The 21,827-nt window shown below is 69.4% G+C and carries 21 protein-coding genes and 2 tRNA genes; 15 read left to right on the top strand and 8 right to left on the bottom strand.

What is annotated here, in order from left to right:
- The first annotated feature begins 5 nt into the window (after window positions 1-5).
- Both ACFYMC_RS10220 and ACFYMC_RS10215 read left to right on the top strand, forming a co-directional pair.
- Window positions 6-176, top strand: coding sequence for a hypothetical protein (locus ACFYMC_RS10220; RefSeq protein ID WP_388521687.1), 171 nt, complete (start codon window positions 6-8; stop codon window positions 174-176).
- Between the two features lie 87 nt (window positions 177-263).
- A complete protein-coding gene (locus tag ACFYMC_RS10215; RefSeq protein ID WP_388521685.1) occupies window positions 264-1,352 on the top strand; it encodes a PDZ domain-containing protein in 1,089 nt (362 codons plus the stop codon).
- A gap of 307 nt (window positions 1,353-1,659) precedes the next feature.
- Here the strand turns inward: ACFYMC_RS10215 and ACFYMC_RS10210 are convergent, their stop codons facing one another.
- Complete coding sequence (locus ACFYMC_RS10210; RefSeq protein WP_388521682.1) at window positions 1,660-2,226, bottom strand: PPA1309 family protein; 567 nt, start codon at window positions 2,224-2,226, stop codon at window positions 1,660-1,662.
- Between the two features lie 142 nt (window positions 2,227-2,368).
- Here ACFYMC_RS10210 and ACFYMC_RS10205 point away from each other — a divergent pair, with 142 nt between their 5' ends.
- The 5 genes from ACFYMC_RS10205 (at window position 2,369) to ACFYMC_RS10185 (ending at window position 8,574) form a co-directional block, all read left to right on the top strand.
- Window positions 2,369-5,287, top strand: a complete 2,919-nt coding sequence (locus tag ACFYMC_RS10205) for a UPF0182 family protein (protein ID WP_388521854.1) — start codon at window positions 2,369-2,371, stop codon at window positions 5,285-5,287.
- Window positions 5,288-5,331: 44 nt separating this feature from the next.
- A tRNA-Met gene (locus tag ACFYMC_RS10200) sits at window positions 5,332-5,405 on the top strand.
- 205 nt (window positions 5,406-5,610) lie between these two features.
- The gene (locus ACFYMC_RS10195) at window positions 5,611-7,497 is read left to right on the top strand and encodes a sel1 repeat family protein (protein ID WP_388521679.1); all 1,887 of its coding nucleotides are present in this window, start codon (window positions 5,611-5,613) and stop codon (window positions 7,495-7,497) included.
- An 89-nt stretch (window positions 7,498-7,586) separates the two neighbouring features.
- Window positions 7,587-7,660: transfer RNA gene (locus ACFYMC_RS10190), tRNA-Met, on the top strand.
- Window positions 7,661-8,025: 365 nt separating this feature from the next.
- Window positions 8,026-8,574 (top strand): hypothetical protein, encoded by a 549-nt coding sequence (locus tag ACFYMC_RS10185; protein WP_388521852.1) that lies wholly within the window; start codon window positions 8,026-8,028, stop codon window positions 8,572-8,574.
- 291 nt (window positions 8,575-8,865) lie between these two features.
- Here ACFYMC_RS10185 and ACFYMC_RS10180 read toward each other — a convergent pair whose 3' ends face one another.
- The gene (locus tag ACFYMC_RS10180; protein WP_388521677.1) at window positions 8,866-9,285 is read right to left on the bottom strand and encodes a Fur family transcriptional regulator; all 420 of its coding nucleotides are present in this window, start codon (window positions 9,283-9,285) and stop codon (window positions 8,866-8,868) included.
- Between the two features lie 101 nt (window positions 9,286-9,386).
- Between ACFYMC_RS10180 and ACFYMC_RS10175 the strand changes: the two genes are divergently transcribed.
- The gene (locus ACFYMC_RS10175; protein WP_388521675.1) at window positions 9,387-10,880 is read left to right on the top strand and encodes a catalase; all 1,494 of its coding nucleotides are present in this window, start codon (window positions 9,387-9,389) and stop codon (window positions 10,878-10,880) included.
- 88 nt (window positions 10,881-10,968) lie between these two features.
- On the opposite strand, the gene ACFYMC_RS10170 is transcribed toward ACFYMC_RS10175, so the two are convergent.
- The gene (locus ACFYMC_RS10170; protein WP_388521672.1) at window positions 10,969-11,361 is read right to left on the bottom strand and encodes a cyclic nucleotide-binding/CBS domain-containing protein; all 393 of its coding nucleotides are present in this window, start codon (window positions 11,359-11,361) and stop codon (window positions 10,969-10,971) included.
- Window positions 11,362-11,580: 219 nt separating this feature from the next.
- On the bottom strand, window positions 11,581-12,381 hold the full coding sequence (gene hisN, locus ACFYMC_RS10165) for a histidinol-phosphatase (RefSeq protein WP_388521669.1): 801 nt from the start codon (window positions 12,379-12,381) through the stop codon (window positions 11,581-11,583).
- 86 nt (window positions 12,382-12,467) lie between these two features.
- On the opposite strand from hisN, the gene ACFYMC_RS10160 reads away from it, so the two are divergent.
- The gene (locus ACFYMC_RS10160) at window positions 12,468-13,100 is read left to right on the top strand and encodes a TetR/AcrR family transcriptional regulator (RefSeq protein ID WP_388521666.1); all 633 of its coding nucleotides are present in this window, start codon (window positions 12,468-12,470) and stop codon (window positions 13,098-13,100) included.
- On the opposite strand, the gene ACFYMC_RS10155 is transcribed toward ACFYMC_RS10160, so the two are convergent.
- The 4 genes from ACFYMC_RS10155 to ACFYMC_RS10140 form a co-directional block, all read right to left on the bottom strand.
- Window positions 13,076-13,399, bottom strand: coding sequence for a DMT family transporter (locus ACFYMC_RS10155; protein WP_388521663.1), 324 nt, complete (start codon window positions 13,397-13,399; stop codon window positions 13,076-13,078). The two genes, ACFYMC_RS10160 and ACFYMC_RS10155, sit on opposite strands and share 25 nt — an antisense overlap.
- Before the next feature lie 131 nt (window positions 13,400-13,530).
- Window positions 13,531-14,541: a ribosome small subunit-dependent GTPase A gene (rsgA, locus tag ACFYMC_RS10150; protein WP_388521660.1), complete on the bottom strand. Its 1,011-nt coding sequence runs from the start codon at window positions 14,539-14,541 to the stop codon at window positions 13,531-13,533.
- 4 nt (window positions 14,542-14,545) lie between these two features.
- Complete coding sequence (gene aroA, locus ACFYMC_RS10145; protein ID WP_388521657.1) at window positions 14,546-15,883, bottom strand: 3-phosphoshikimate 1-carboxyvinyltransferase; 1,338 nt, start codon at window positions 15,881-15,883, stop codon at window positions 14,546-14,548.
- Between the two features lie 65 nt (window positions 15,884-15,948).
- A complete protein-coding gene (locus ACFYMC_RS10140; RefSeq protein WP_388521654.1) occupies window positions 15,949-16,665 on the bottom strand; it encodes a M50 family metallopeptidase in 717 nt (238 codons plus the stop codon).
- A gap of 52 nt (window positions 16,666-16,717) precedes the next feature.
- On the opposite strand from ACFYMC_RS10140, the gene ACFYMC_RS10135 reads away from it, so the two are divergent.
- From ACFYMC_RS10135 to def, 6 genes are all read left to right on the top strand, one after another.
- On the top strand, window positions 16,718-17,533 hold the full coding sequence (locus tag ACFYMC_RS10135; RefSeq protein WP_388521651.1) for an SOS response-associated peptidase: 816 nt from the start codon (window positions 16,718-16,720) through the stop codon (window positions 17,531-17,533).
- Window positions 17,534-17,612: 79 nt separating this feature from the next.
- Window positions 17,613-18,293, top strand: coding sequence for an alpha/beta family hydrolase (locus ACFYMC_RS10130; RefSeq protein WP_388521648.1), 681 nt, complete (start codon window positions 17,613-17,615; stop codon window positions 18,291-18,293).
- Window positions 18,294-18,732: 439 nt separating this feature from the next.
- Window positions 18,733-19,377 carry a sigma-70 family RNA polymerase sigma factor gene (locus ACFYMC_RS10125; protein ID WP_388521850.1) on the top strand — a complete coding sequence of 215 codons (645 nt, stop codon included), beginning with the start codon at window positions 18,733-18,735 and terminating at the stop codon, window positions 19,375-19,377.
- Complete coding sequence (gene rsrA / locus ACFYMC_RS10120; RefSeq protein WP_388521646.1) at window positions 19,374-19,676, top strand: mycothiol system anti-sigma-R factor; 303 nt, start codon at window positions 19,374-19,376, stop codon at window positions 19,674-19,676. Before ACFYMC_RS10125 ends, rsrA begins: the two co-directional genes overlap by 4 nt.
- Before the next feature lie 337 nt (window positions 19,677-20,013).
- A complete protein-coding gene (locus ACFYMC_RS10115) occupies window positions 20,014-21,000 on the top strand; it encodes a tetratricopeptide repeat protein (RefSeq protein WP_388521848.1) in 987 nt (328 codons plus the stop codon).
- 133 nt (window positions 21,001-21,133) lie between these two features.
- Entirely contained in the window at window positions 21,134-21,790 is a 657-nt protein-coding gene (def, locus tag ACFYMC_RS10110) for a peptide deformylase (RefSeq protein ID WP_388521643.1), read from the top strand.
- The last annotated feature ends 37 nt before the right edge of the window (window positions 21,791-21,827 follow it).

The raw sequence follows: 21,827 nt of genomic DNA, 5'->3' as shown, positions 1-21,827 counted from the left end.
TCGGAATGGCCTCACTTGCATGGCTTCTGATTCCGTCGTTCGCTGCCATCGGAGCCGCGATATGGGGCGGCTGGGCCGCCCGCGATCGCACCTCCGGTGACATATCCGAGCTCGCGGGCTACGCCCGGTTCCGCGAAGCGATGGAGAAGACGCCCTCCGGTTCCGACGCCGTCTGATGCGTCCCGGGGAAGGTGTCCCTGCGCAACCCCCTTACGGCCCGGCCCCACAGGCCCCTTCACAGGCACGTCCCGTACTGTCGTTCCATGCCACGGCGCACCGCGACGATGCTCGCTTCCACCCTGATGCTGTTCGCGCTGCTCTGTGTGGGGCTGTTCATGAAGGTCCCGTACTCCGAGATGAGCCCGGGGCCGACCGTGAACACCCTGGGAGAGGCGAGGGGCGAGGCGGTACTCCAGATCTCGGGTCGCAAGACCTACCCCACCAGTGGTCACCTCAACATGACGACGGTCCGGGTCACCGGGGCCGACTACGAGATGAACCTGCTGGAAGCCGTCTTCGGCTGGTTGTCCCACGACAACGTCGTGGTCCCGCACGAGAACCTCTACCCGGGCGGGAAGACCGAGGAGCAGTCGACTCAGGAGAACGCCGAGGAGTTCAGCCAGTCCCAGGAGAGCGCCAAGGTGGCGGCGCTGCGCCAGCTGGACATCCCGGTGACCGCCCGCGTGATCGTTTCCTCCGTGGTCAAGGGGGCTCCCGCGGAAAACAAGCTGCATGCCGGTGACGTCATCCGGGCCGTGGACGGCCAGCCGGTGACCAAGCCGGCGGACGTAGCCGCGCTGGTCACCAAGCACCAACCGGGTGAGCAGGTGAGCTTCACCATCGTGCCGGCCGCGGCGGCAGCCGCCGCGGAGAAGGAGCACAAGGAGGCCACCCGCACCGAGGAGGTCGTGATCACGACCAAGAAGTCACCGGAGACCGGTCGGGCGATCGTCGGCATCCGGGCCGGGACCGACCACACCTTCCCCTTCCAGGTCGACATCAACCTCGCCGATGTCGGCGGTCCCAGCGCCGGCCTCATGTTCGCCCTGGGCATCGTGGACAAGCTGACGCCGCAGGACCTGACCGGGGGGAAGTTCGTGGCCGGCACGGGCACCATCGACGACGCGGGCAAGGTCGGACCGATCGGTGGCATTCAGCTGAAGACGATCGGGGCGCGCGATGCGGGCGCCAGGTACTTCCTGACCCCGCAGGAGAACTGCGCGTCCGCGGCAGCCGACGTCCCCGACGGGTTGACCCTGGTGAAGGTCGCCACCCTCAAGGAGGCGGTTGCGGCCTCGCAGAAGATCGCTGCGGGGGACACGGCGGCGCTGCCGCGCTGTACGGCCTCCTGACCGAACGCCCCGGTGGCCGGCCTCACTGGCATACCGAGACGACCAAGCGCCACCGGTGCCGCGACCGGGAAGGCGCACCGCTCGGTGCGCCCGGCGGGGCACCGGATACCGCGGGCCTTCCGGTGAACCCTCCCGGTCACAGCACCAGGGCGGCCCGCCGTACCCGGCGGGAGCGGGACGACGGTCACGGAGCCTCGCCGCGTTGTCGAGTGGCCCGAACACACCCGGTGGCAAGGGCGGCCTTCTGCCTTGTGACGCACCGCATCTGACGCGGCACGCCGATCCACCGGGTTTTGCCGGACAGTCCTCAGTTGAAGGTCGCGGCGAGCGCTTCGGCCAGTCCCGGCACCAGGTCCGAGCCGGTCAGCACCTCGGTCGAGGAGTCCTTCTCACGCAGCCGCACGGCCGATTCACGGGCCCCGTCGCGCAGGACCGCCACCGTCATCCGCACCTCCTGGCGCTCCGGATGCCGGGCCACCCATTCGGTGAGCCGGGCCTCGTCCAGGCCTTCGGGGACGGTGGCCTCGGCCGAGGGCGGCAGCATCAGCCGCTCCAGGGTCAGGGCGCAACCGGCCACCGCGTCGGGCCAGGCGATGGTGCCGAGGAACTCGTCGAGGGCGGTGCCGGCGGGCAGTTCGTCCTGCTCGACCGGGGTGAGCGAGGCGGTGGCCTCAGCGGGGCCGTCCAGACCGAGTTGGGCGGCGAGCTGGGGCTCCTGGGCCCGCAGCTTCGCGGTGTCGACGAGGGCGAAGAGGCGGGCGGGCTGGTCCCAGCCGAGCCCGGAGGCGTACTCGTCGATTTCGAGGACGGCCCGGGTCAGGGGGCTGGCCGCCATGGGCGTGCCGGAGGGGGAAACGTTGGACATGGACAACATCCTGCCTCCTTTCGGTCTCAGTTCGGGATTCGGCCCCACTTCGGGAACTGAGTAAAGCGTCAGTAAGTTGCAACAGTGGGCCCTACGATCGGGGGCCCAAAAGACACACTGCGACTTCGAGGTGCGCACCTTGGCTTTCCAGATGCCGGACCGCGGCGGAGGCCCTTCCGGGCCACGGATGAGAGTCGGCCGCCCGTCCCGGCGCGCCCGGACCCTACTGATGACCTTGGGCGTCCTGGCCGTCCTGGCCATGGCGTTCATCATGTTCGCCGGGTTCTGGACCGACTGGCTCTGGTACCGGTCGGTGGACTACTCGTCGGTGTTCACGACCACCCTGTGGACCAAGATCGGCTTGTTCGCCGTCTTCGGGCTGCTGATGGCGGGAGCGGTGGGCCTGAACATCTGGCTCGCGCACCGGCTGCGGCCACCGCTCAGCGCCATGTCGTTGGAGCAGCAGAGCCTCGACCGCTACCGGATGAACATCGCGCCCTACAAGAAGTGGCTGCTGCTGGGCATCTCCGCCCTGGTGGGTCTGATCGCGGGCGCCTCGGCGGCCGGTCAGTGGCGCACCTGGTTGATGTGGGTCAACGGCGTTCCGTTCGGTACCCGCGACCCGCAGTTCAACCTGGACGTGGCCTTCTACGCCTTCGACCTGCCCTGGTACCGCTTCCTGCTGGGATTCGGCTTCGCGGCGACCATCTTGTCGCTGATCGCCGCCGCCCTCGTGCACTACCTGTACGGCGGGCTGCGCGTGACCAGTCCCGGCGCCCGGGCCACCGCCGCCGCGACCGGACACCTGTCGGTGCTGCTCGGGGTCTTCGTCTCGTTGAAGGCGGTCGCCTACTGGCTCGACCGGTACGGGCTGGCCGTGAAGTCCAGTGACTTCAAGGCCGCGGACAACTGGACGGGTCTGCGCTACGTCGACGCCAACGCCTACCTGCCGGCCAAGACGATCCTCTTCTGCATCGCGGCGATCTGTGCGGTGCTGTTCTTCGCCACCCTGTGGCGACGCACCTGGCAGCTGCCCGTGATCGGCTTCGGGCTCATGGTGCTCTCGGCGATCCTGATCGGCGGGCTCTACCCGGCGATCGTGCAGAAGTTCCAGGTTCAGCCGAACGAGCAGGCCAAGGAATCCCCGTACGTCAACAAGAACATCGAAGCCACCCGGGACGCTTACGGGATCAACGATTCCGAGGTCACCGAGTACGACGGGGTCAGCAAGGTCAGCGACAAACAGAAGCTGCGCCAGGACGCCGCCACCACGGCCAGCATCCGCCTGCTCGACCCCAACATCGTCTCGCCGGCCTTCAAGCAGCTCCAGCAGATCAAGGGCTACTACGCTTTCCCGCCGACCCTGGCGGTAGACCGCTACAAGGGCCAGGACACCGTCATCGGGTTGCGTGAGCTGAACCTGGCGGGCATCCCCAAGAACAACTGGATCAACGACCACTTCCGGTACACCCACGGTTACGGTGTGGTCGCCGCGAAGGGCACCGAGGTCACCAAGGGCGGCGACCCCGTCTTCACCGAGTCGAACCTGCCTTCGGTGGGCGAACTCGGCGAGTTCGAGCAGCGGATCTACTACGGCGAGCAGACCAAGCAGTACTCGATCGTCGGGGGCCCGCAGACCGAGCTGGACTACTCGACCGACGACGGCGAGAAGACCACCACCTACAAGGGCAACAGCGGGGTCAACCTCAGCAACCCGCTCAACCGGGCCGCTTACGCGCTCGCCTTCAGCGAGCCGCAGATCCTGTACTCCGGGGCGATCGGGGAAGGCTCCCGGATCCTCTACAACCGAACGCCGAAGGAACGCGTCGAGTCGGTCGCGCCCTGGCTCACCATCGACGGCGCGCCCTACCCGGCGGTCGTCAACAAGCGGGTCCAGTGGATCGTCGACGCGTACACGACCACGAACGGCTACCCGTACGCCTCGCGCACCACCCTCGGTGACACCACCGCGGACTCGCTGACCAACAGCCAGCGCGCCGTGGTCGCTCAGGAGAACCAGGTCAACTACATCCGCAACTCGGTCAAGGCCACCGTGGACGCCTACGACGGCACGGTCCGGCTCTACCAGTGGGACACCCAGGACCCGGTGTTGAAGACCTGGATGAAGGCATTCCCCGGGACGGTCCAGCCGAAGAGCGAGATCACCCCGGAGTTGATGGAGCACATCCGCTACCCGCAGGACCTCTTCAAGGTCCAGCGCGAACTGCTGACCCGGTACCACGTGACCGATGCGCAGACCTTCCTCAGCGGTAGCGAGGTGTGGGCGGTCCCCAACGACCCGACCACCAAGGTCGTCAACGCGGTTCCGCCGTACTACCTGTCGATGAAGATGCCAGAGCAGAAGAACCAGGTGTTCTCGCTCACCACCACCTTCACGCCCAACGGCAGGGACAACCTCAGTGCCTTCATGGCGGTCAACGCGGATCCGACGACCTCGGAGTACGGGAAGATCAGAATCCTGAAGCTGCCCACCAGCGGCTCCGTGGACGGCCCCAAGCAGGTCCAGAACCGCTTCAACTCACAGCCGGCCATCGCCGAGTCCATCAACATCCTCAGCCGGGGCGACTCGCAGGTGGTGTACGGAAACCTGCTGACCGTGCCGCTGGACGGCGGGATGCTCAACGTCGAGCCGGTGTACGTGCGTGGTGGCGGCCTGAAGTACCCACTGATGCGCAAGGTCCTGGTCACCTACGGAGGTGCTACCGCCTTCGAGGACACCCTGGACAAGGCGCTCAACGTGGTGTTCGGTGCCCAGGCCCCCAGCCAGCCGACCCAGCCCGATGAGGGCACCGCCCAGCCGCCGAACGTGGCTGATCCCACGGTGAAGCAGGCACTGGCCGATGCCCAGAAGGCCCTTGAGGACTCCGACAAGGCCCTGAAGGCCGGTGACTGGACGGCGTACGGCAAGGCGCAGGACGAGCTGGCCGCTGCGCTGCGGCGTGCCGCCGAAGCTGAGGCCAAGACGGCCACCCCGAACCAGGGCTCCAGCGCTACGCCGCCGGCCGGCGAGGGCGCGAAGCCGGAGTCGGGAGCTGCGCCAAAGGACTGATGAAAGGCTTCTCCCCGCGCCGTGGTACGGTTGCATCACAACGACGCGGGGTGGAGCAGCTCGGTAGCTCGCTGGGCTCATAACCCAGAGGTCGCAGGTTCAAATCCTGTCCCCGCTACTGAAGAGGAAGGCCCGGATCCATTGGATCCGGGCCTTCCTCATGCCTGCGGTCATATGCCGGTTTTCCTGACTCTCGCTCGTGTGGGGGTGGTTGAGTGGCCGACGTGTTTCACTTGTCACTCTGTGGGCATGTCGACAAAACGCTGTAGAGACCTCTCTGGCTGCGGTATACCAGGTGTACCCGGGTTGCAGGTGGTGCGACGATGGGATTTATGGGGGACAGGTCAACTCTGCTGGAGACAGGGCGGTTTGTGCGGGCGGAAGTAGAAGTAGCGGCGGCGGGGGCCGTCAAGACCACGGGTGTCGCGCTGGCAGCGGGCGCCGACCGCGTCGACCCCGCATCCGCTGAGGTCGCTGACGCGATCGTGGCCGAGGCGGCGGACACCGACGCCGAGGTCGAAGCCCGCCACCGCCGTGCCGCCGACGCCGGGGATGCCGGCTCCATGAGCGTTCTGGGTGCACTGCTGCTCCGCCGTGGAGAGCTCGACGCCGCCGAACCCTACCTGCGCGCCGCGACCGGGGCGGGGGACCGTGCCGCCGCCAACAACCTCGGTGTCCTGCTCCACCAGCGTGGCTACCCCGAAGAGGCGGCAGGTTGGTGGCGCATCGCCGCCGTCGCGGGTTCCGCCGCCGCGGCCCATGCGCTCGGCCGTCACCACCGTGAGCGCGGCGACGAGCCCGCTGCCGAGTACTGGCTGCGCCAGTCTGCGGAATCCGGCCACACCCTGGGTGCCCATGCCCTCGCCGACCTGCTGGAGCACCGGGGTGACGCCGGCGCCGGGCGCTGGCTGAGGGTCGCCGCCGAGCGGGGCCACCGCGAGGCTGCGTACCGGCTCGCCCGCCACCTGACCAAGACGGTCAAGGGAGAGGGGAAGGCCGAGGCCGCGATCGAGGCGGAGCAGTGGTTCAGGCAGGCTGCCGCCAGGGGTCATCGACTGGCCGCGCTGCGTCTGGGCACCCTCCTGGAGGCCCGCGGGGAGCTGAAGGAGGCAGGTCGTTGGTACCTGACCTCCGCCAAGGACGGCGAGGCGCGCGCGGCCTGCGCCCTCGGCTTCCTGCTGCGCGATGCGGGCGATGAGGACGGCGCCGCCACCTGGTGGCTGCGCGCCGCGACCGACGGCGACGGGAACGCGGCCAACGCTCTGGGCGCGCTGCACGCGGCCCGCGGCGAGACGCAGACCGCCGAACGTTGGTACCGGGCGGCCATGGACGCCGGCGACGACAACGGCGCCTACAACCTGGGGCTGCTCTGCGCTGCCCAGGACCGAAACCAGCAGGCGGAGCAGTGGTATCGGCGGGCGGCCTACGCCGGGCACCGGGAGGCGGCGAACGCGCTGGCCATCTTGCTCCTGCAGGTCGGGGACGCGGCCGGTGCCGAGCCCTGGTTCTCCAAGGCCGCCGAAGCGGGCAGTGTCGATGCGGCGTTCAACCTCGGCATCCTCTTCGCCAGTCGTGACGAGGACCGCACGGCCCTGAAGTGGTACGAGCGGGCGGCGGCTGCCGGGCACACCGACGCGGCCCTCCAGGTCGGGATCGCTCTGGTGCGCGACGGTGAGGAGCGCGCCGCTGAACGCCACCTGCGGTGTGCCGCGGGCGGTGGCAGCGCCGAGGCCGCCTTTCGGCTCGCCTCTCTGCTGGAGTCGCTGTCCCCGCCGACGGACCCGGTGGGCCTTGGCGAGTCGGTGGCGGAGAAGAGTGAGAGCGAGGAATGGTACGAGCGTGCCGCCGAGGACGGGCACCGCCGGGCCCAGGTGCGCGTGGGCATGCTCGCGGCCTCCCGTGGCGATCTCGGAACGGCTGAACGCTGGTACCGGGAGGCGGCCGAGGCGGGGAGTCGCAACGGCGCCTTCAATCTCGGACTGCTGCTGGCCCGAGAGGGTAACGAGCCGGAGGCGGCGCTGTGGTGGACCAGGGCGGCGGTGGCTGGCCATGGCCGTGCGGCGCTGCGGCTGGGCCTGCTCGCCGCCCGCCACGGAGATCTGACTGAGGGGCAGAAGTGGTGTGCCCGCGCCGTGGAGCTGGGCCCGGCCGAGGTCGCCGAGCGGGCCGCGAAGCTGCGGGAAGCGCTGCAAGAGGAGCTGACGGCCTGACCGCCGCAGGAGTCATCCTCATCCTGTTCATGGCGGGGACCTATTGGTTTGCGCTGGTCGGGGGCGTCCCGTAAGGTTGGGTTCATCGCCGCGGGGTGGAGCAGCTCGGTAGCTCGCTGGGCTCATAACCCAGAGGTCGCAGGTTCAAATCCTGTCCCCGCTACTGAAGAGGAAGGCCCGGATCCAATGGATCCGGGCCTTCCTCGTGTGTGAGGTGTGCGGGCCACATCGCCGACTCGGTTGCCGCGGGGTGTTGAGCGCGCGTTTCTCGTTTGGATCGCGTCCGAAACCGAAGGCCGACCTGGGCTGAGGGCCTTGCACGTCCGCGACGGGCCCTGTCAGTCGAGTCCTCGGCCGCCGTGCGGGACGCGCTCGTGCCCGGTCGACCGTCCGGCATCCGGTCGGCCCCCACCTTGCCGGAGTGCGGCATGCCGGCAGTCGGCGACGTCGGTATAGCGTGGCGAGCACAGCCGGTGTCGGTGCCGGCCGGGGCGGATGCGTAGCGAAGGGAGGGGTGCGTTGTTCTTCGTGGCCTGGGGGGTGTTCGCGACGGCCTTCGGCTGGATCGTCGCGACGGATTTTCGCGGAGCTGCTCACCGCTTCCACGCGTTGTCCCTGGCCGTCCTGCCGTTCGGCGGCGCCGGCGTGCCAGTGGTGGGCGTCGGCTTCTTCCGCTTGCTGGCCGGGGTGTTCGCCCTGGCCGGTCCGGCCGTCCTGGCCAGCGGGCTGCTGGATGTGTGGCGGGGCGGGGCGGGGTCGGACGGTCTGTCGCCGGTTCCGCTTTGGTCTGTCGCGGTGGAAGCCGCCGTCGTCGGTGTCCTGTTTTGGAGGGCATGGCGGCGTTCTGGCGTACTGCGCCGTGAGTGGGATGCCGGCCATGGCCCGAGGCGGGCCGCTGTCGCCGGTCTCACCACGGCGGTCGTCGTCTTCGTCGTGGTGTGGGGCTTCGGCTGGGGGGCGTGGGCGTTGGCCAGCTGGTTGGCTGGTGGCCTCTGCGGGATCTTCCTGCTGCTGGGCGATCGACCGGGTGGCTCGCCGACCGGCGTGGCGGCCTCTGCGGGTTCGTCGGATTCCTGAGCGGTTTCGTCAGGTCGGGTGCCCCATCCGCCTGTGTGTCGTTGGCTGACCCCGCTGGGGGCGCCAGCACGAGCGGCAGGCCGCGTCAACGGCCGCGCGGTGAACCGCACGGGCAGCGCAGCATCGTCGAGCGCAGTGTCGACCGCTTGAAGTGGCGGCGGGGAACTGCCCTTGCCCGGGGTAGGGTCGCGGTCTTCCGCTCGGCCGGACTCCAGGTGCGCGCACCTTCCACTGCTCCGCTACGGGACGGGCTTGAGGTGGTTCACGAAGCAGCCGAGTGCCCGACGGCTCTTACGGGCTGGTGGCGCAGTGCGGGCACAGGCCTCGGTAGGTGACCTCGACGCCGGAGATCGTGAAGCCGAACCGCTCTGAGTCCGGAAGGTCGGACAGGGGGTCGCCGGCCGGGTGCACATCGCGAATGGCTCCGCACTGGGCGCAGACCAGGTGCTGGTGCGGCTGGTGCGCGTTGGGGTCGTAGCGCTTGGCCCGGCGGTCCGTCGAGACTTCGAGGACCTCGCCGAGAGTCACGAGCTCGCCCAGCGTGTTGTAGACCGTCGCACGGGAGATTTCCGGCAGTTTGGCCACAGCGCGTGCGTGTACTTCGTCGGCCGTCAGGTGCACGTGGTCCCCGTCGAGCACCTCGGCCACGACACGCCGCTGTGCGGTCATGCGCCATCCGCGTCCGCGAAGTCGTTCCAGCAGGTCACTCATGGGAGTCAGCCTAACAGCGAGGGGAGCCAGTTCCCGAACCGGTGTGGACTTGGATGCTTACTTGACTTAGACAAAGTCCATCGTAGGATCGAGTACGGCAAATGCCAAGGACAGGACCGGCAGGCAAGACGCAGGAGGCGCACGTGACGCAGGGACCGCTCACCACGGAGGCCGGAGCCCCGGTTGCCGACAACCAGAACAGCGAGACCGCAGGCCTCGGCGGTCCAGTTCTGGTCCAGGACCAGCTGCTGCTGGAGAAGCTCGCGCACTTCAACCGCGAGCGCATTCCGGAGCGGGTGGTGCACGCCCGTGGAGCGGGTGCTTACGGCACCTTCACCCTGACCCGGGACGTCTCGCAGTGGACCCGAGCCGCGTTCCTGTCGGAGGTCGGTAAGCAGACGGAGACGTTCCTGCGCTTCTCCACCGTGGCGGGCAACCTCGGTGCGGCCGACGCGGTCCGCGACCCGCGGGGCTGGGCGCTGAAGTTCTACACCGAAGAGGGCAACTACGACCTCGTCGGCAACAACACCCCGGTGTTCTTCATCAAGGACGCCATCAAGTTCCCGGACTTCATCCACACCCAGAAGCGCGACCCGTACACCGGTTCCCAGGAAGCGGACAACGTGTGGGACTTCTGGGGACTTTCCCCCGAGTCCACCCACCAGGTGACCTGGCTGTTCGGGGACCGCGGCATCCCGGCCTCCTACCGCCACATGAACGGTTACGGCTCGCACACCTTCCAGTGGAACAACGCGGCCGGCGAGGTCTTCTGGGTCAAGTACCACTTCAAGACCGACCAGGGCATCAGGAACCTCACCCAGGCCGAGGCCAACAGGCTCGCCGGTGAGGACCCCGACTCGCACCAGCGTGATCTGCGTGAGGCCATCGAGCGCGGCGACTTCCCGACCTGGACCGTGCAGGTCCAGATCATGCCCGCCGCCGAGGCGGCCGAGTACCGCTTCAACCCGTTCGACCTCACCAAGGTCTGGCCGCACGAGGACTACCCGCCGATCGAGATCGGCAAGCTGGAGCTCAACCGCAACCCGGAGAACGTCTTCGCCGAGGTCGAGCAGTCCATCTTCAGCCCGGCCCACTTCGTGCCCGGGATCGGCCCGTCCCCGGACAAGATGCTCCAGGGGCGTCTGTTCGCCTACGGCGACGCCCACCGCTACCGCGTCGGAATCAATGCCGACCACCTGCCGGTGAACCGTCCGCACGCGACGGAGGCCCGGACCAATTCCCGCGACGGCTTCCTGTACGACGGCCGCCACAAGGGCACCAAGAACTACGAGCCGAACAGCTTCGGCGGCCCGCACCAAACGGACCGGCCGCTGTGGCAGGCCACCCCGGTGACCGGAGGTACGGGCAACCACGCCGCCCCCACGCATCGGGAGGACAGTGACTTCGTGCAGGCGGGAGACCTCTACCGCCTGATGTCCGAAGCCGAGAAGGGGCGCCTGGTCGAGAACCTTGCGGGCTTCATCGCCAAGGTCTCCCGGGACGACATCGCCGAGCGCGCGATCGGCAACTTCCGGCAGGCGGACGGTGACTTCGGCAAGCGGCTGGAGGCTGCGGTCCAGGCCCTGCGCGGCTGAATCACGCGTGTGCCGTAGCCGGCGGGCCGGAACTCCCTGGTGGGTTCCGGCCCGCCGGCGCGGCTCTGCGCAGCGCCAGACCGCGGATTCAGACCGTCACGCCGCTGCGGGCCGGAAGCCAGCTGCGGACGATGTCGCGGACCGAGACGATGCCGACCGGGCCGCCGTCGTCGAGCACGACCAGGTGTCGGAAGCCCCCTTTGGTCATGGCCCGGGCCGCCTCTTCGAGGGTGCACATAGGCGCGGCGAAAACGACGTCGTTGGTCATGTGGGCCCCGACCGTCTCAAGATCTGGGTTGTGGCCCGCGCCGATTGAGTCGAGGATGTCGCGCTCGGTCAGGATGGCGATCCCGCTGTGCTCGGGGTCGAGGACGACGGCTGCGCCCACTCTCCGGCCGGACATCAACTGGGCTGCCTGTCGAATGGTGTGGGCTGGGCCGAGCGTGAGGATCAGCGTGCTCATGGCGTCACGGACGAGCATCGAGAGAGCCACCTCCTAGGGCGATTCCCCGCCGCCGGGAATGCGTCTGGAGCGCACGAGAAATGCTTCACAAATGCACAAGCGGCGGGATCCTCAGGATTGCACGAACACTCAGGGTCATCAAGGGTGCACGTACGGTGCTGCCGGTCGTGTGGGCGCACTTCGCCGGAGCAGAGGGCTCATGAAGCCCGGCGAAGCCACGGATTCGCGGTATGGCGCTCAGGCGCGCGGACCGAGGTGGCCCAGCAGATCCGAGTGGAGCAGACCGTTCGAGGCCGCCGCATCGCCTCCGTCGACTCCGTCCACGCCCGCCAGACTGGTGAAGCGGCCACCTGCCTCCTGCACCACGATGGCGTTGGCGGCCATGTCCCAGAGCGAGAGCTCCGGCTCCGCGCACATGTCCACCGAGCCCTCGGCGACCATCATGTACGACCAGAAGTCGCCGTATCCGCGGGTCCGCCAGCAGGCGCGGGTGAGGTCCAGGAAGCCGTCGAGCCGCCCGCGTTCCTCCCATCCGCTCAGGGAGGAATAGGCGAAGGAGGCGTCCGCGAGGCGGCCGACCTTCGACACCCCGATCCGGCTCGCGGAGGTCAGTGAGCGGCCGGTGTAGGCGCCCCGCCCTTGCGCCGCCCACCAGCGGCGTCCCAGAGCCGGCGCCGACACCACTCCGAGAACCGGCCGGAAGCCGTGTTCGCCCTGCACCATCAGGGAGATCAGCGTGGCCCAGACCGGCACCCCGCGCACGTAGTTCTTCGTCCCGTCGATGGGGTCGACGACCCAGCGGCGCGGGCCGCTGCCCTGCACCCCGTACTCCTCACCGAGGATCGCGTCCCGGGGGCGGGCGCGCTGCAACTGGCTGCGGATGATCTCTTCGGCGGCCCGGTCCGCCTCCGTCACCGGCGTCATGTCCGGCTTGGTATCCACCTTCAGGTCCAGCGACTTGAAGCGCTCCATCGTCGTGGCGTCGGCGGCGTCTGCGAGCACGTGGGCAAGGCGGAGATCATCGTCGTAGTCGAGCATGGCCGAACAGTATCGCGGGGCCCATTGACAGCCCGCCGAGGCCCGTCAAGTCTGGCAGGCGCGGGGAAGCGATGCGGGAGGCGATGATGCCGACAGCACGGGAGTCCTTGCTCGATGCGGCCCATCTGGCGATAGCGGCACATTCCTGGCCGAAGGTGCGGATGGTGGAGGTCGCAGCCGTGGCCGGGGTATCCAGACAGACGCTCTACAACGAGTTCGGCGGCAAGGACGGACTGGCCAGGGCATTGGTACGGCGCGAGACCGACATGTTCCTGCGCGGGGTGGACCAGGCTCTGGCGGCGGCGGAGCACCCGCGCGAGCAGATGACGGCGGTAGTCGAATGGACCGTACGAGCCGCCCGCGCCCACCCGCTGGTGCGGGCCCTGCTCACCGGCTGTTGGGACAGCCGACTGCCCACGCCCCAGCCGGTACGGCCACACGCCCCGGCGCTGGTGCCGGCCCAGCGGCGGGCCGACGCCGGAGTGCCCTCACCCACGGAGCTGTCCCTGGCGGTGCGCGACCGTCTGGCCCACGCGCTGAACTGCGGGCAGGACGGACTGCGGCACTGCGAGTTGGTGGTCCGGCTCGCCCTGTCCTACGTCGTGGCGCCGCCGGGAGGGGGCGCCACGGAGGAGGGGATGGGTGAAGGGGCCTTCCGTGTCCTGTTCGGCCCCTGGGACGGCGAAGCGACCGATCACTGCGCCGATCCGGAGAGTTGAAGCCCGATGACCCCGACGATGACCAGCGAGATCGAGACGATTTTCAGCGTGGAGACGAGGTCGCCCAGGAAGATCATCCCGTAGATCGCGGTTCCGGCTGCGCCGATTCCGGTCCACACGGCGTACGCCGGGCCCACGTCCAGTTTGCGCAGCGCGAGGGTGAGGAGGCCGAAACTGCCGATCGCGAAGGCAGCGAACGCGACGGTGGGCCAAAGACGCGTGAAGCCGTGGGAGAGCTTGAGGCACACGGCGAACCCGGTTTCCAACAGCCCGGCGACCACGACCAGCAGCCACGCCATGATGAATGCCTCCCCGCATGTTCGGTGACTGCCCCGTGTGGTCGGTCTGTCCTCGCTCACCTGATTCGGCGCCCTGGACCAGCCACTCTCAACGCGACTATGCATTTACCAGACACGCCCGGCGGCAAACGTCAGTCTCCCTCACGCCTTTCGCGTGTCGCGAGCAGCCGGCGCAGCGAGTACAGCCGGGCCGGATCGGCATGCCCCTCCTCGACCCAGGCATCCAGCGCGCACTCCGGCTCGTCGTGACTGCACGCCCTCGGGCACCCCTCAGTGCCGGGGACCAGGTCGGGGAAGGCGTGGATGACCCGGGAGGCGTCGATGTGATGCAGCCCGAAGGAGCGCACGCCCGGAGTGTCGATCACCCAGCCGTCCCGTCCGGGCAACGGCAGGGCCAGCGCCGAGGTGGTGGTGTGCCGACCTCGTCCGGTCACCGCGTTGACGTGTCCGGTGGCGCGCTGCCGGTCCTCTGCGACCAGGGAGTTGACCAGGGTGGTCTTGCCCACTCCGGAGTGTCCGACGAAGGCCGTCACCCGGCCTTCCAGCCGGTCCCGGACGCGGTCGGCGGCGTCTCCGGTCGCAAGCTGCTCCCGGTTGGTGACCACGTAGGTCACCCCGAGGGTGGCGTAGGTCTCCAGCAGCTTGTCCGCTGAGGCCAGATCGGACTTGGTGAGTACCAGCAGCGGTTGGAGCCCCGCGTCGTAGGCCGCCACCAGGCACCGGTCGATCATTCGGGGCCGGGGCTCGGGGTCGGCCAGCGCGGTGACGATGGCGAGCTGATCGGCATTGGCGACCACCACCCGCTCGAAGGGGTCGTCGTCGTCCGCGGTGCGGCGCAGAACGGAGCTTCGCTCCTCGATCCGGACGATCCGCGCGAGGGTGTCCTTGCGTCCCGTCAGGTCGCCGACGATCCAGACCCGGTCGCCGACCACGGCGGCCTTGCGGCCGAGCTCCCGGGCCTTCATCGCCACGATCGTGCGGTCCCCGACGAGGCAGGTCAGCCGGCCACGGTCCACGGTGAGCACGAAGCCTTCGGAAGCGTCCTCGTGCTTGGGCCTGATGCTGGTCCGTGGGCGGTTTCCCTTGCGGTTGGGGCGGACGCGGACATCGTCCTCGTCGGGGTTCTTGCCGTACCGGCGCATGGTTCTACGCTCCCGATCCCGCGAGCATCTCGGTCCACATCCGCGGGAAGTCGGGCAGGGTCTTGGCCGTGGTCGCGACGTTCTCGATCTGCACGCCCGCCACCGCCAGGCCGATGACCGCACCAGCGGTGGCCATCCGGTGGTCGTCGTAGGTGTGGAACACGCCGCCGTGCAGCCGGCGCGGGCGGATGTGCAATCCGTCCGCGGTCTCCGTGACGTCGCCGCCGAGCTCGTTGATCTCCTTGGTGAGCGCGGCCAGCCGGTCGGTCTCGTGCAGGCGCAGGTGGGCCACCCCGCGCAGGGTCGAGGGGGAGTCGGCCAGTGCCGCTACAGCGGCGATGCCCGGGGTCAGCTCTCCGACCTCGCTCAGATCCACATCGATGCCGTGGATCTTGCCGCCACCGGTGAAGACGAGGCCCGCGTCGGTGAGCTCGCAGGTGCCACCCATCTCGGTGAAGATCGTTCGCAGCGCGTCACCAGGCTGGGTGGTACGGCTCGGCCAGTCGGGGACGGTGACGGTGCCGCCGGTGATCAGTGCGGCGGCCAGGAAGGGCTGCGCATTGGACAGGTCGGGCTCCACGACGAGGTCGCGGCCCCGCACCGCACTGGGGGAGACCCGCCACACGTTCGCCTCGCCCCCTGACTCGGGGGTGTCGACCTGGGCGCCGGCGGCGCGCAGCATCTCCACCGTCATCCTGATGTGCGGCAGCGAGGGCAGGGTGCTCCCCACGTGCCGGACCTCCACGCCGTTGTTGAAGCGGGGGGCCGATAGCAGCAGCGCGGAGACGAACTGCGAGGAAGAGGAGGCGTCGATCTCCACGGTGCCGCCCTCCAGGGCGCCACCACCGAACACCGTCATCGGAAGGGCGCCGCGGTTGTCGTCGTCGATCCGGGCACCGAGAGCGCGCAGGGCAGAGATCACCTGGCCGAGGGGGCGCTCGTACGAACGCGGGTCGCCGTCGAAGCGAATGGGCCCGTCCGCGAGGGCTGCCACCGGCGGCAGGAAACGCATGACCGTGCCCGCGTTGCCGACGTCCACGGTGGCCGGCCCGTGCAGTCCGGCAGGGATGACCCGCCAGGCCTCCCCGTCCTCGCCGGCGGCGGAGCTGGAGGAGACGGTCTCCTCGATCCCCACTCCCAGCGCGCGCAGCGCGTCCGACATCAACTGCGAGTCACGCGAGCGCAAGGGCCGGCGCACCCAACCCGGCTCGGCGGCGAGCGAGGCGAGCACCAGGGCGCGGTTGGTGACCGACTTGGAGCCCGGCACGGTGACGGACGCGTCGACGGGGCTGGTGGCGTGCGGAGCGGGCCAGAGAGCAGGCAGCGCGGGGGTCTCGGTCATGGCCCTTACTTTAGTGCCCTACCCACCCGGCAGATCTTGATCATGGCCCCTGGGTCAGGTCCGTCTCACAGTCCGAGCAGCCATCGCCCGCCGCCCAGCAGGGAACACAGGGCCACCGCGTGGAAGAGGAACAACCACATCGCGGGATGAACGTGGGTCAGACGTCCGAGCTGGTCGGCGTCGGAGTCCGGGGCGCCCCCGTGCCGGCGCTTGGCCTGGAGCTCGAAGACCGGCCGGACCCCGCCGATCAGCAGGAACCACACCACCGCGAAGGCGAAGGCGGCCTGCACCTCGCTGTTGGCCAGCCAGGACACCAGCAGGAAGGTGCCGCCGGTCAGGAGCACGGTCAGGGCGCCGTAAGCGTTGCGGATCATCATCAGCATCGCCACGAGCAACGCGGTCGCCACCCACAGCAGCAGGGTGATGCGGTGGGCCGACAGCAGCCAGGCCCCGCCCAACCCCAACAGCGACGGGGCGGTGTACCCGGCCGCCGCCGTCAAGATCATGCCAAGGCCAGTGGGCCGACCGCGGCTGACGGTCAGCCCGCTGGTGTCCGAGTGCAGTCGGATCCCGTCCAGCCTTCGCCCGGTCAACAGGGCCACCAGGCCGTGGCCGCCCTCGTGGGCGATCGTGATCGCGTTCCGGGAGATCCGCCAGAGCGGACGCGGGGCCACGGCGGCCAGGGCGGCGACCGCGGTGGCGATCACCAACCACTGGGCGGGAGCGGTCTGTATGCCGGTGAGGCGGTCCCACAGGCCGTCCAGAGTCGTACTTCTGTCCATTGAGTGGCCGGATCCTTGGGGGCTAGGGGGCGGAGGTGGCAGTCTGGCACCTATGTGCGGACGGTATGCGGCCAGTCGGCGGCCGGAGGAACTGGTGGACGTCTTCGGCGTCGAGACATGGGAACCGAAGGAGACGCTGGCACCCGACTGGAACGTGGCACCCACCAAAGAGGTGTACGCGGTGCTCGACCGTCCCTTGAAGGACGCCGCCGGCCCGCGTCCGGTTCGCCAGCTGCGCGTCCTCAAGTGGGGTCTGGTTCCCTCCTGGGCCAAGAACCCCGAGGGCGCCGCCCGAATGATCAACGCGCGGGCGGAGACGCTGCACGAGAAGCCCTCCTTCCGGCGGCCCTTCGCCCAGCGGCGTTGCCTCATCCCGGCCGACGGCTACTACGAGTGGGTGACCGGATCGGACGAACGGCAACTGGAGGTGGAGGGCAAGAAGAAGCGCGCCCGCAAGCAGCCGTACTTCGTCACCCCGGCTGACGGCTCAGTGTTCGCCATGGCGGGGATCTACGAGTTCTGGCGGGACCGGACGTTGCCGGACGCCCACCCCCTGGCCTGGTGGGTGACCTGCTCCGTGATCACCACGGAGGCGGAGACCACCCCGTTGGCGGTGTCCCCTGCCGAAGGCCCGAGGGCGCTGGCGGACATCCATCCGCGGATGCCGTTGATGCTCACCCCCGAGCGATGGGACGCCTGGCTCGACCCGAGCCGAACGGATCCCGAGCTGCTTCGAGGGCTGCTCGACCCCCCGCCGGGCGGGCTGATGCGGGCGTTCGCGGTGTCGAGCGCGGTCAGCAACGTCCGCAACAACGGGCCGGAGCTCGTCGAAGAGCTGGCCGCGCCAGAGGTGGGAACACTGTTCTGAGCCCTGACGGCGCCGTCGGGAGACGGTGGCGAGCGGGGCGCTGCCCGCCCGTCTCCGCAGCGGCCGGCAGGATGGGGACATGACCTCCTCGGCCTCCGACCCGGAGCACCCCGCCACTCCCGACCGCCGCGAGCTCGTCGAAACACCCGCCGGTCCTGCCCGAATCACCTGGTACCCCGCGCCAGACGCCCATCTCGTCCTGGCCTTGGGACACGGTGCCGGCGGCGGCATCGAAGCTCGCGACCTGAAGGCTCTGGCGGGGGCGCTTCCAGCCCACGGTGTGAGCGTCGCCTTGGTGGAGCAGCCCTGGCGGGTGGCGGGCAAGAAGGTGGCTGCGTCCGCCCGGGTGTTGGACATGGGTTGGCGAGCGCTGTGGCCAAGTTTGACCGCCTCGGCTGTGCCGGTGGTGGCCGGCGGGCGCAGTGCCGGGGCCCGGGTCGCCTGTCGTACCGCCGCGGAGGTCGGTGCACATGCGGTGCTCGCACTGGGTTTCCCCCTCCATCCGCCCGGCAAGCCGGAGCGGTCCAGGGTGCAGGAGCTGATCGGGGTCGTCGCCGAGGGGCTGCCGGTGCTTGTGGTGCAGGGGGAGCGGGATCCGTTCGGGCGTCCGCAGGAGTTCGGGCCGGGGCGGTTCGAGATGACCGCGGTTCCCTTCGCCGATCACGGCTTCGCCGTGCCCAAGCGGGCGGCCGTCGGGCAGCAGGAGACCTTGGAAGTGATCACGAGCGCGGTGGGGCGGTGGCTCGGCGCGCTGCGCTGAGCAGGGCCGGCAAACCCGCCCGCGCGATGCCGGCGGCGAGGTTTCGCGCCCGGCGTACCCCTGGCGGTGGAGCGGCCCGGTCGCAGTTGCCGTGCGCTGCGAGCCGGCCGGCGGAGCGCCGGGGTGGGCGCTGGACGCTGCCGCCGTCCGTCCCGCCCGCTCCCGTAACGGGTCCTGCTCGAAATGCCCCGAGGCCCTGGGAATGCGAGGCAGAGAGCCTCTGTTGTGCCTGGTGTCGGAACGTGAAGGTACTCGCATCAGGAAGAGGGAACGCATGGCCGCGACCATCTGCCCCGACCGTCACCAGGCCTCTGACCTGGAGTGGACGGTGCTCGCGGCACCCCGGAAGGCGTCGGTTCGGGCGGCAGAGGGCCAGGAGGGTCGACTATTCTCCGATTCGAGCGGGTCCGCCCACGGTCCCGCCACGGTGTCGGAGGAGGTGGGTCCTGTCACTGGGACCGACGAAGGCCACGCGGAGGAGACGACCGCCGAGCGAAATGCGCGCTTCGAGCGGGACGCCCTCGGCTTCCTCGACCAGATGTATTCGGCTGCGCTGCGGATGACGCGTAACCCGGCCGATGCGGAGGACCTCGTGCAGGAGACCTACGCGAAGGCGTACGGCTCCTTCCACCAGTTCCGTGAGGGAACCAACCTGAAGGCCTGGCTGTACCGGATCCTGACCAACACCTTCATCAACTCGTACCGCAAGAAGCAGCGCGAGCCGCAGCGCTCCGCGGCCGAGGAGATCGAGGACTGGCAGCTGGCCCGCGCCGAGTCGCACATGTCCACCGGCTTGCGTTCCGCCGAGTCACAGGCCCTGGACCACCTGCCGGACTCCGACGTGAAGGAAGCGCTGCAGGCCATCCCGGAGGAGTTCCGGATCGCCGTGTATCTCGCGGACGTGGAGGGCTTTGCGTACAAGGAGATCGCGGACATCATGGGTACACCCATCGGCACGGTCATGTCGCGACTGCACCGTGGCCGCCGTCAACTCCGCGGCATGCTGGAGGACTACGCGCGGGAGCGCGGACTGGTCCCCGCTGGGGCGGGAGAGTCGAACGACGCGAAAGGCTCGGGGTCATGAGCTGCGGAGATCCGCATGAGACTGATTGCTCTGAGGTCCTGGACCACCTCTACGAGTTCCTCGACCACGAGATGCCGGACAGCGACTGCACCAAGTTCGAAACCCACTTCGGAGAGTGCAGTCCGTGCTTGGAGAAGTACGGACTGGAACAAGCGGTCAAGAAGTTGGTGAAGCGCTGCTGCGGTTCGGACGACGTGCCGACCGACCTGCGTTCCAAGGTGATGGGCCGGATCGAACTGATCAGGTCCGGACAGGCCGTCCCCGAGCACGACGTCACAGCGACTCCCAACGAGACCTGAAGCAGGTTTTCCCCAAGCAGTTCTTCCCCACGGGCCCCGCGAACCAGAAGGTTCGACCGGGGCCCGGGCGCGATGTGGCGTCATGGCGGTTTGCTGGAACCGTTCGATCCCGCGCCGGCGGTGCTCAACCGCCCCCGGACCGCACCCGGCTCCCGGTCGTCCCGTGTGCCCCCTGACGGGCCGGCCCCGCTGGTGTGTACCACCCGGCCCCTCACCGGTCCCCGACGCCGGGGGCTCCGAGGTAACCCATGGGTAATGAGCGGGCGGGGAAGTGGGCATGGTTGGATGCGAAGAGAGAGTGTCCACAGCAACCGTGCAGGACCGGCAGGCGGGAATCGTGAGGATCTTCGGGAAGGTACGGCATCGGCCATCCGCCTCGTGGCGGCAGGCCACCGACCGCGCGTTCACGCTGATCGGCGACGGCCGGTACGAGGACGCGGGCGCGCTGCTTACCCGGGCGGCCGACCTGGAGCCCTGGCTTTCGGAGTCCTGGTTCAACCTGGCTCTGCTGCACAAGTTCCGGCACGACTGGGAGCAGGCGCGTGCCGCCGGACTTCGGGCCGTTGCGCTGCTGGACCGGGAGGCCGGCGCCCCCGACTGGTGGAACGTGGGGATCGCCGCCACCGCCCTGCAGGACTGGCCGCTCGCCCGTCGGGCCTGGCAGGCATACGGACTGAGGGTGCCCGGCGACCACTCCTCATCCGGTGAGCCCACCGGCATGGACCTGGGGAGCGCCGCAGTCCGGCTCTCGCCCGAGGGTGAGGCGGAGGTGGTCTGGGGGCGCAGGCTGGACCCGGCCCGCATGGAGGTGCTGTCCATCCCGCTGCCCTCCTCCGGGAGGCGCTGGGGTGAGGTGGTGCTGCACGACGGGGTACCGCACGGAGAGCGGGTGACGGCGGCGGGGCCCGCCTACCCGGTGTTCGACGAGATCGAGCTGTGGGCTCCCTCACCTGTTCCCACCTGGGTGGTCCTGCTCCAGGCGGCCGGTGAGGAGGATCGGGACGCACTGGAACAACTCGCCGCAGACGCCGGATTCGCCGCCGAGGACTGGTCCTCTTCCGTGCGGCTGCTGTGCCGCATCTGTTCGGAGAGCCGGATGCCCAGCGGTGAGGGCGACGAGGAGCACCAAGACCCACACGACCACAGCGAGCCGGGTCACCCGGGCCCGTTGGGGCACCGGACCGCCGGCTCGGGTTCACTCTGGGTGGCCGAGCGCGAATGCGGCATCGCCGCCCCGGCCGGGTTGGTGCGCGGCCTCTTGGACGGTTGGGTCGCCGACAGCCCCGACACCCGTGAGTGGCGCGACCTCGAAGAGGTCTGCTGACCCTGCTCGCCGCCCCGGGGTCAGCGCCCGCCCTTTCCCCGGCGAGGATCGCGTACCCGCGGCCCGGCAGCCCGCCACCGACTAGGCTGTACCGGCACACGCAGCAGGATTTCAGGGAAGGCGTACGGCGGACATGGCGCAGCAGGGGACCGACGAGCAGGTCGACGAGACCACCGGGGCCGTAGGGGCGAACGACGGCTTCGTCGTGGACACGCAGGACTGCGAGGCCCGTGAGCTCGCCCATCGCGAGCGCGGTACGGCGCGCCCCATCACCGTCGTGGGAAACCCGGTGCTCCACCGGGAGTGCCGGGAGGTCACCGAGTTCGATGAGAAGCTCGCCGCGCTCATCGACGACATGTTCGCCAGTCAGAAGGCCGCCGAGGGCGTGGGACTGGCCGCCAACCAGATCGGCGTGGACCTGAAGGTCTTCGTCTACGACTGCCCCGATGACGAGGGTCTTCGCCACACCGGCGTGGTCGTCAACCCAGTCCTGCTGGACCTGCCCGCTGACCAGCGCATCCTCGACGACTCCAACGAGGGCTGCCTGTCGGTTCCCACCGCCTACGCCTCGCTAGCCCGTCCGGACTACGCGGTGGTGCACGGCCAGGACGCCGAGGGCAACCCGATCAAGGTACGTGGCACCGGCTACTTCGCCCGCTGCCTCCAGCACGAGACCGACCACCTGTACGGCCGTCTCTACATCGACCGGCTCTCCAAGCGCGAGCGCAAGGACGCCCTGCGGCAGATGGCCGAGGGCACGCCGCGCTACGAGACCGTGCCGAACGACTGACCCGTTTCCTGCCCCGAGCCGTGTTCCGCACTGGCTT

The organism is Streptomyces sp. NPDC006879 (assembly GCF_042869595.1).
In the GTDB taxonomy this organism is placed as follows: domain Bacteria; phylum Actinomycetota; class Actinomycetes; order Streptomycetales; family Streptomycetaceae; genus Streptomyces.
Note: the sequence above shows the minus strand (reverse complement) of the source record. Positions and strands in the feature narration are given on the sequence as shown.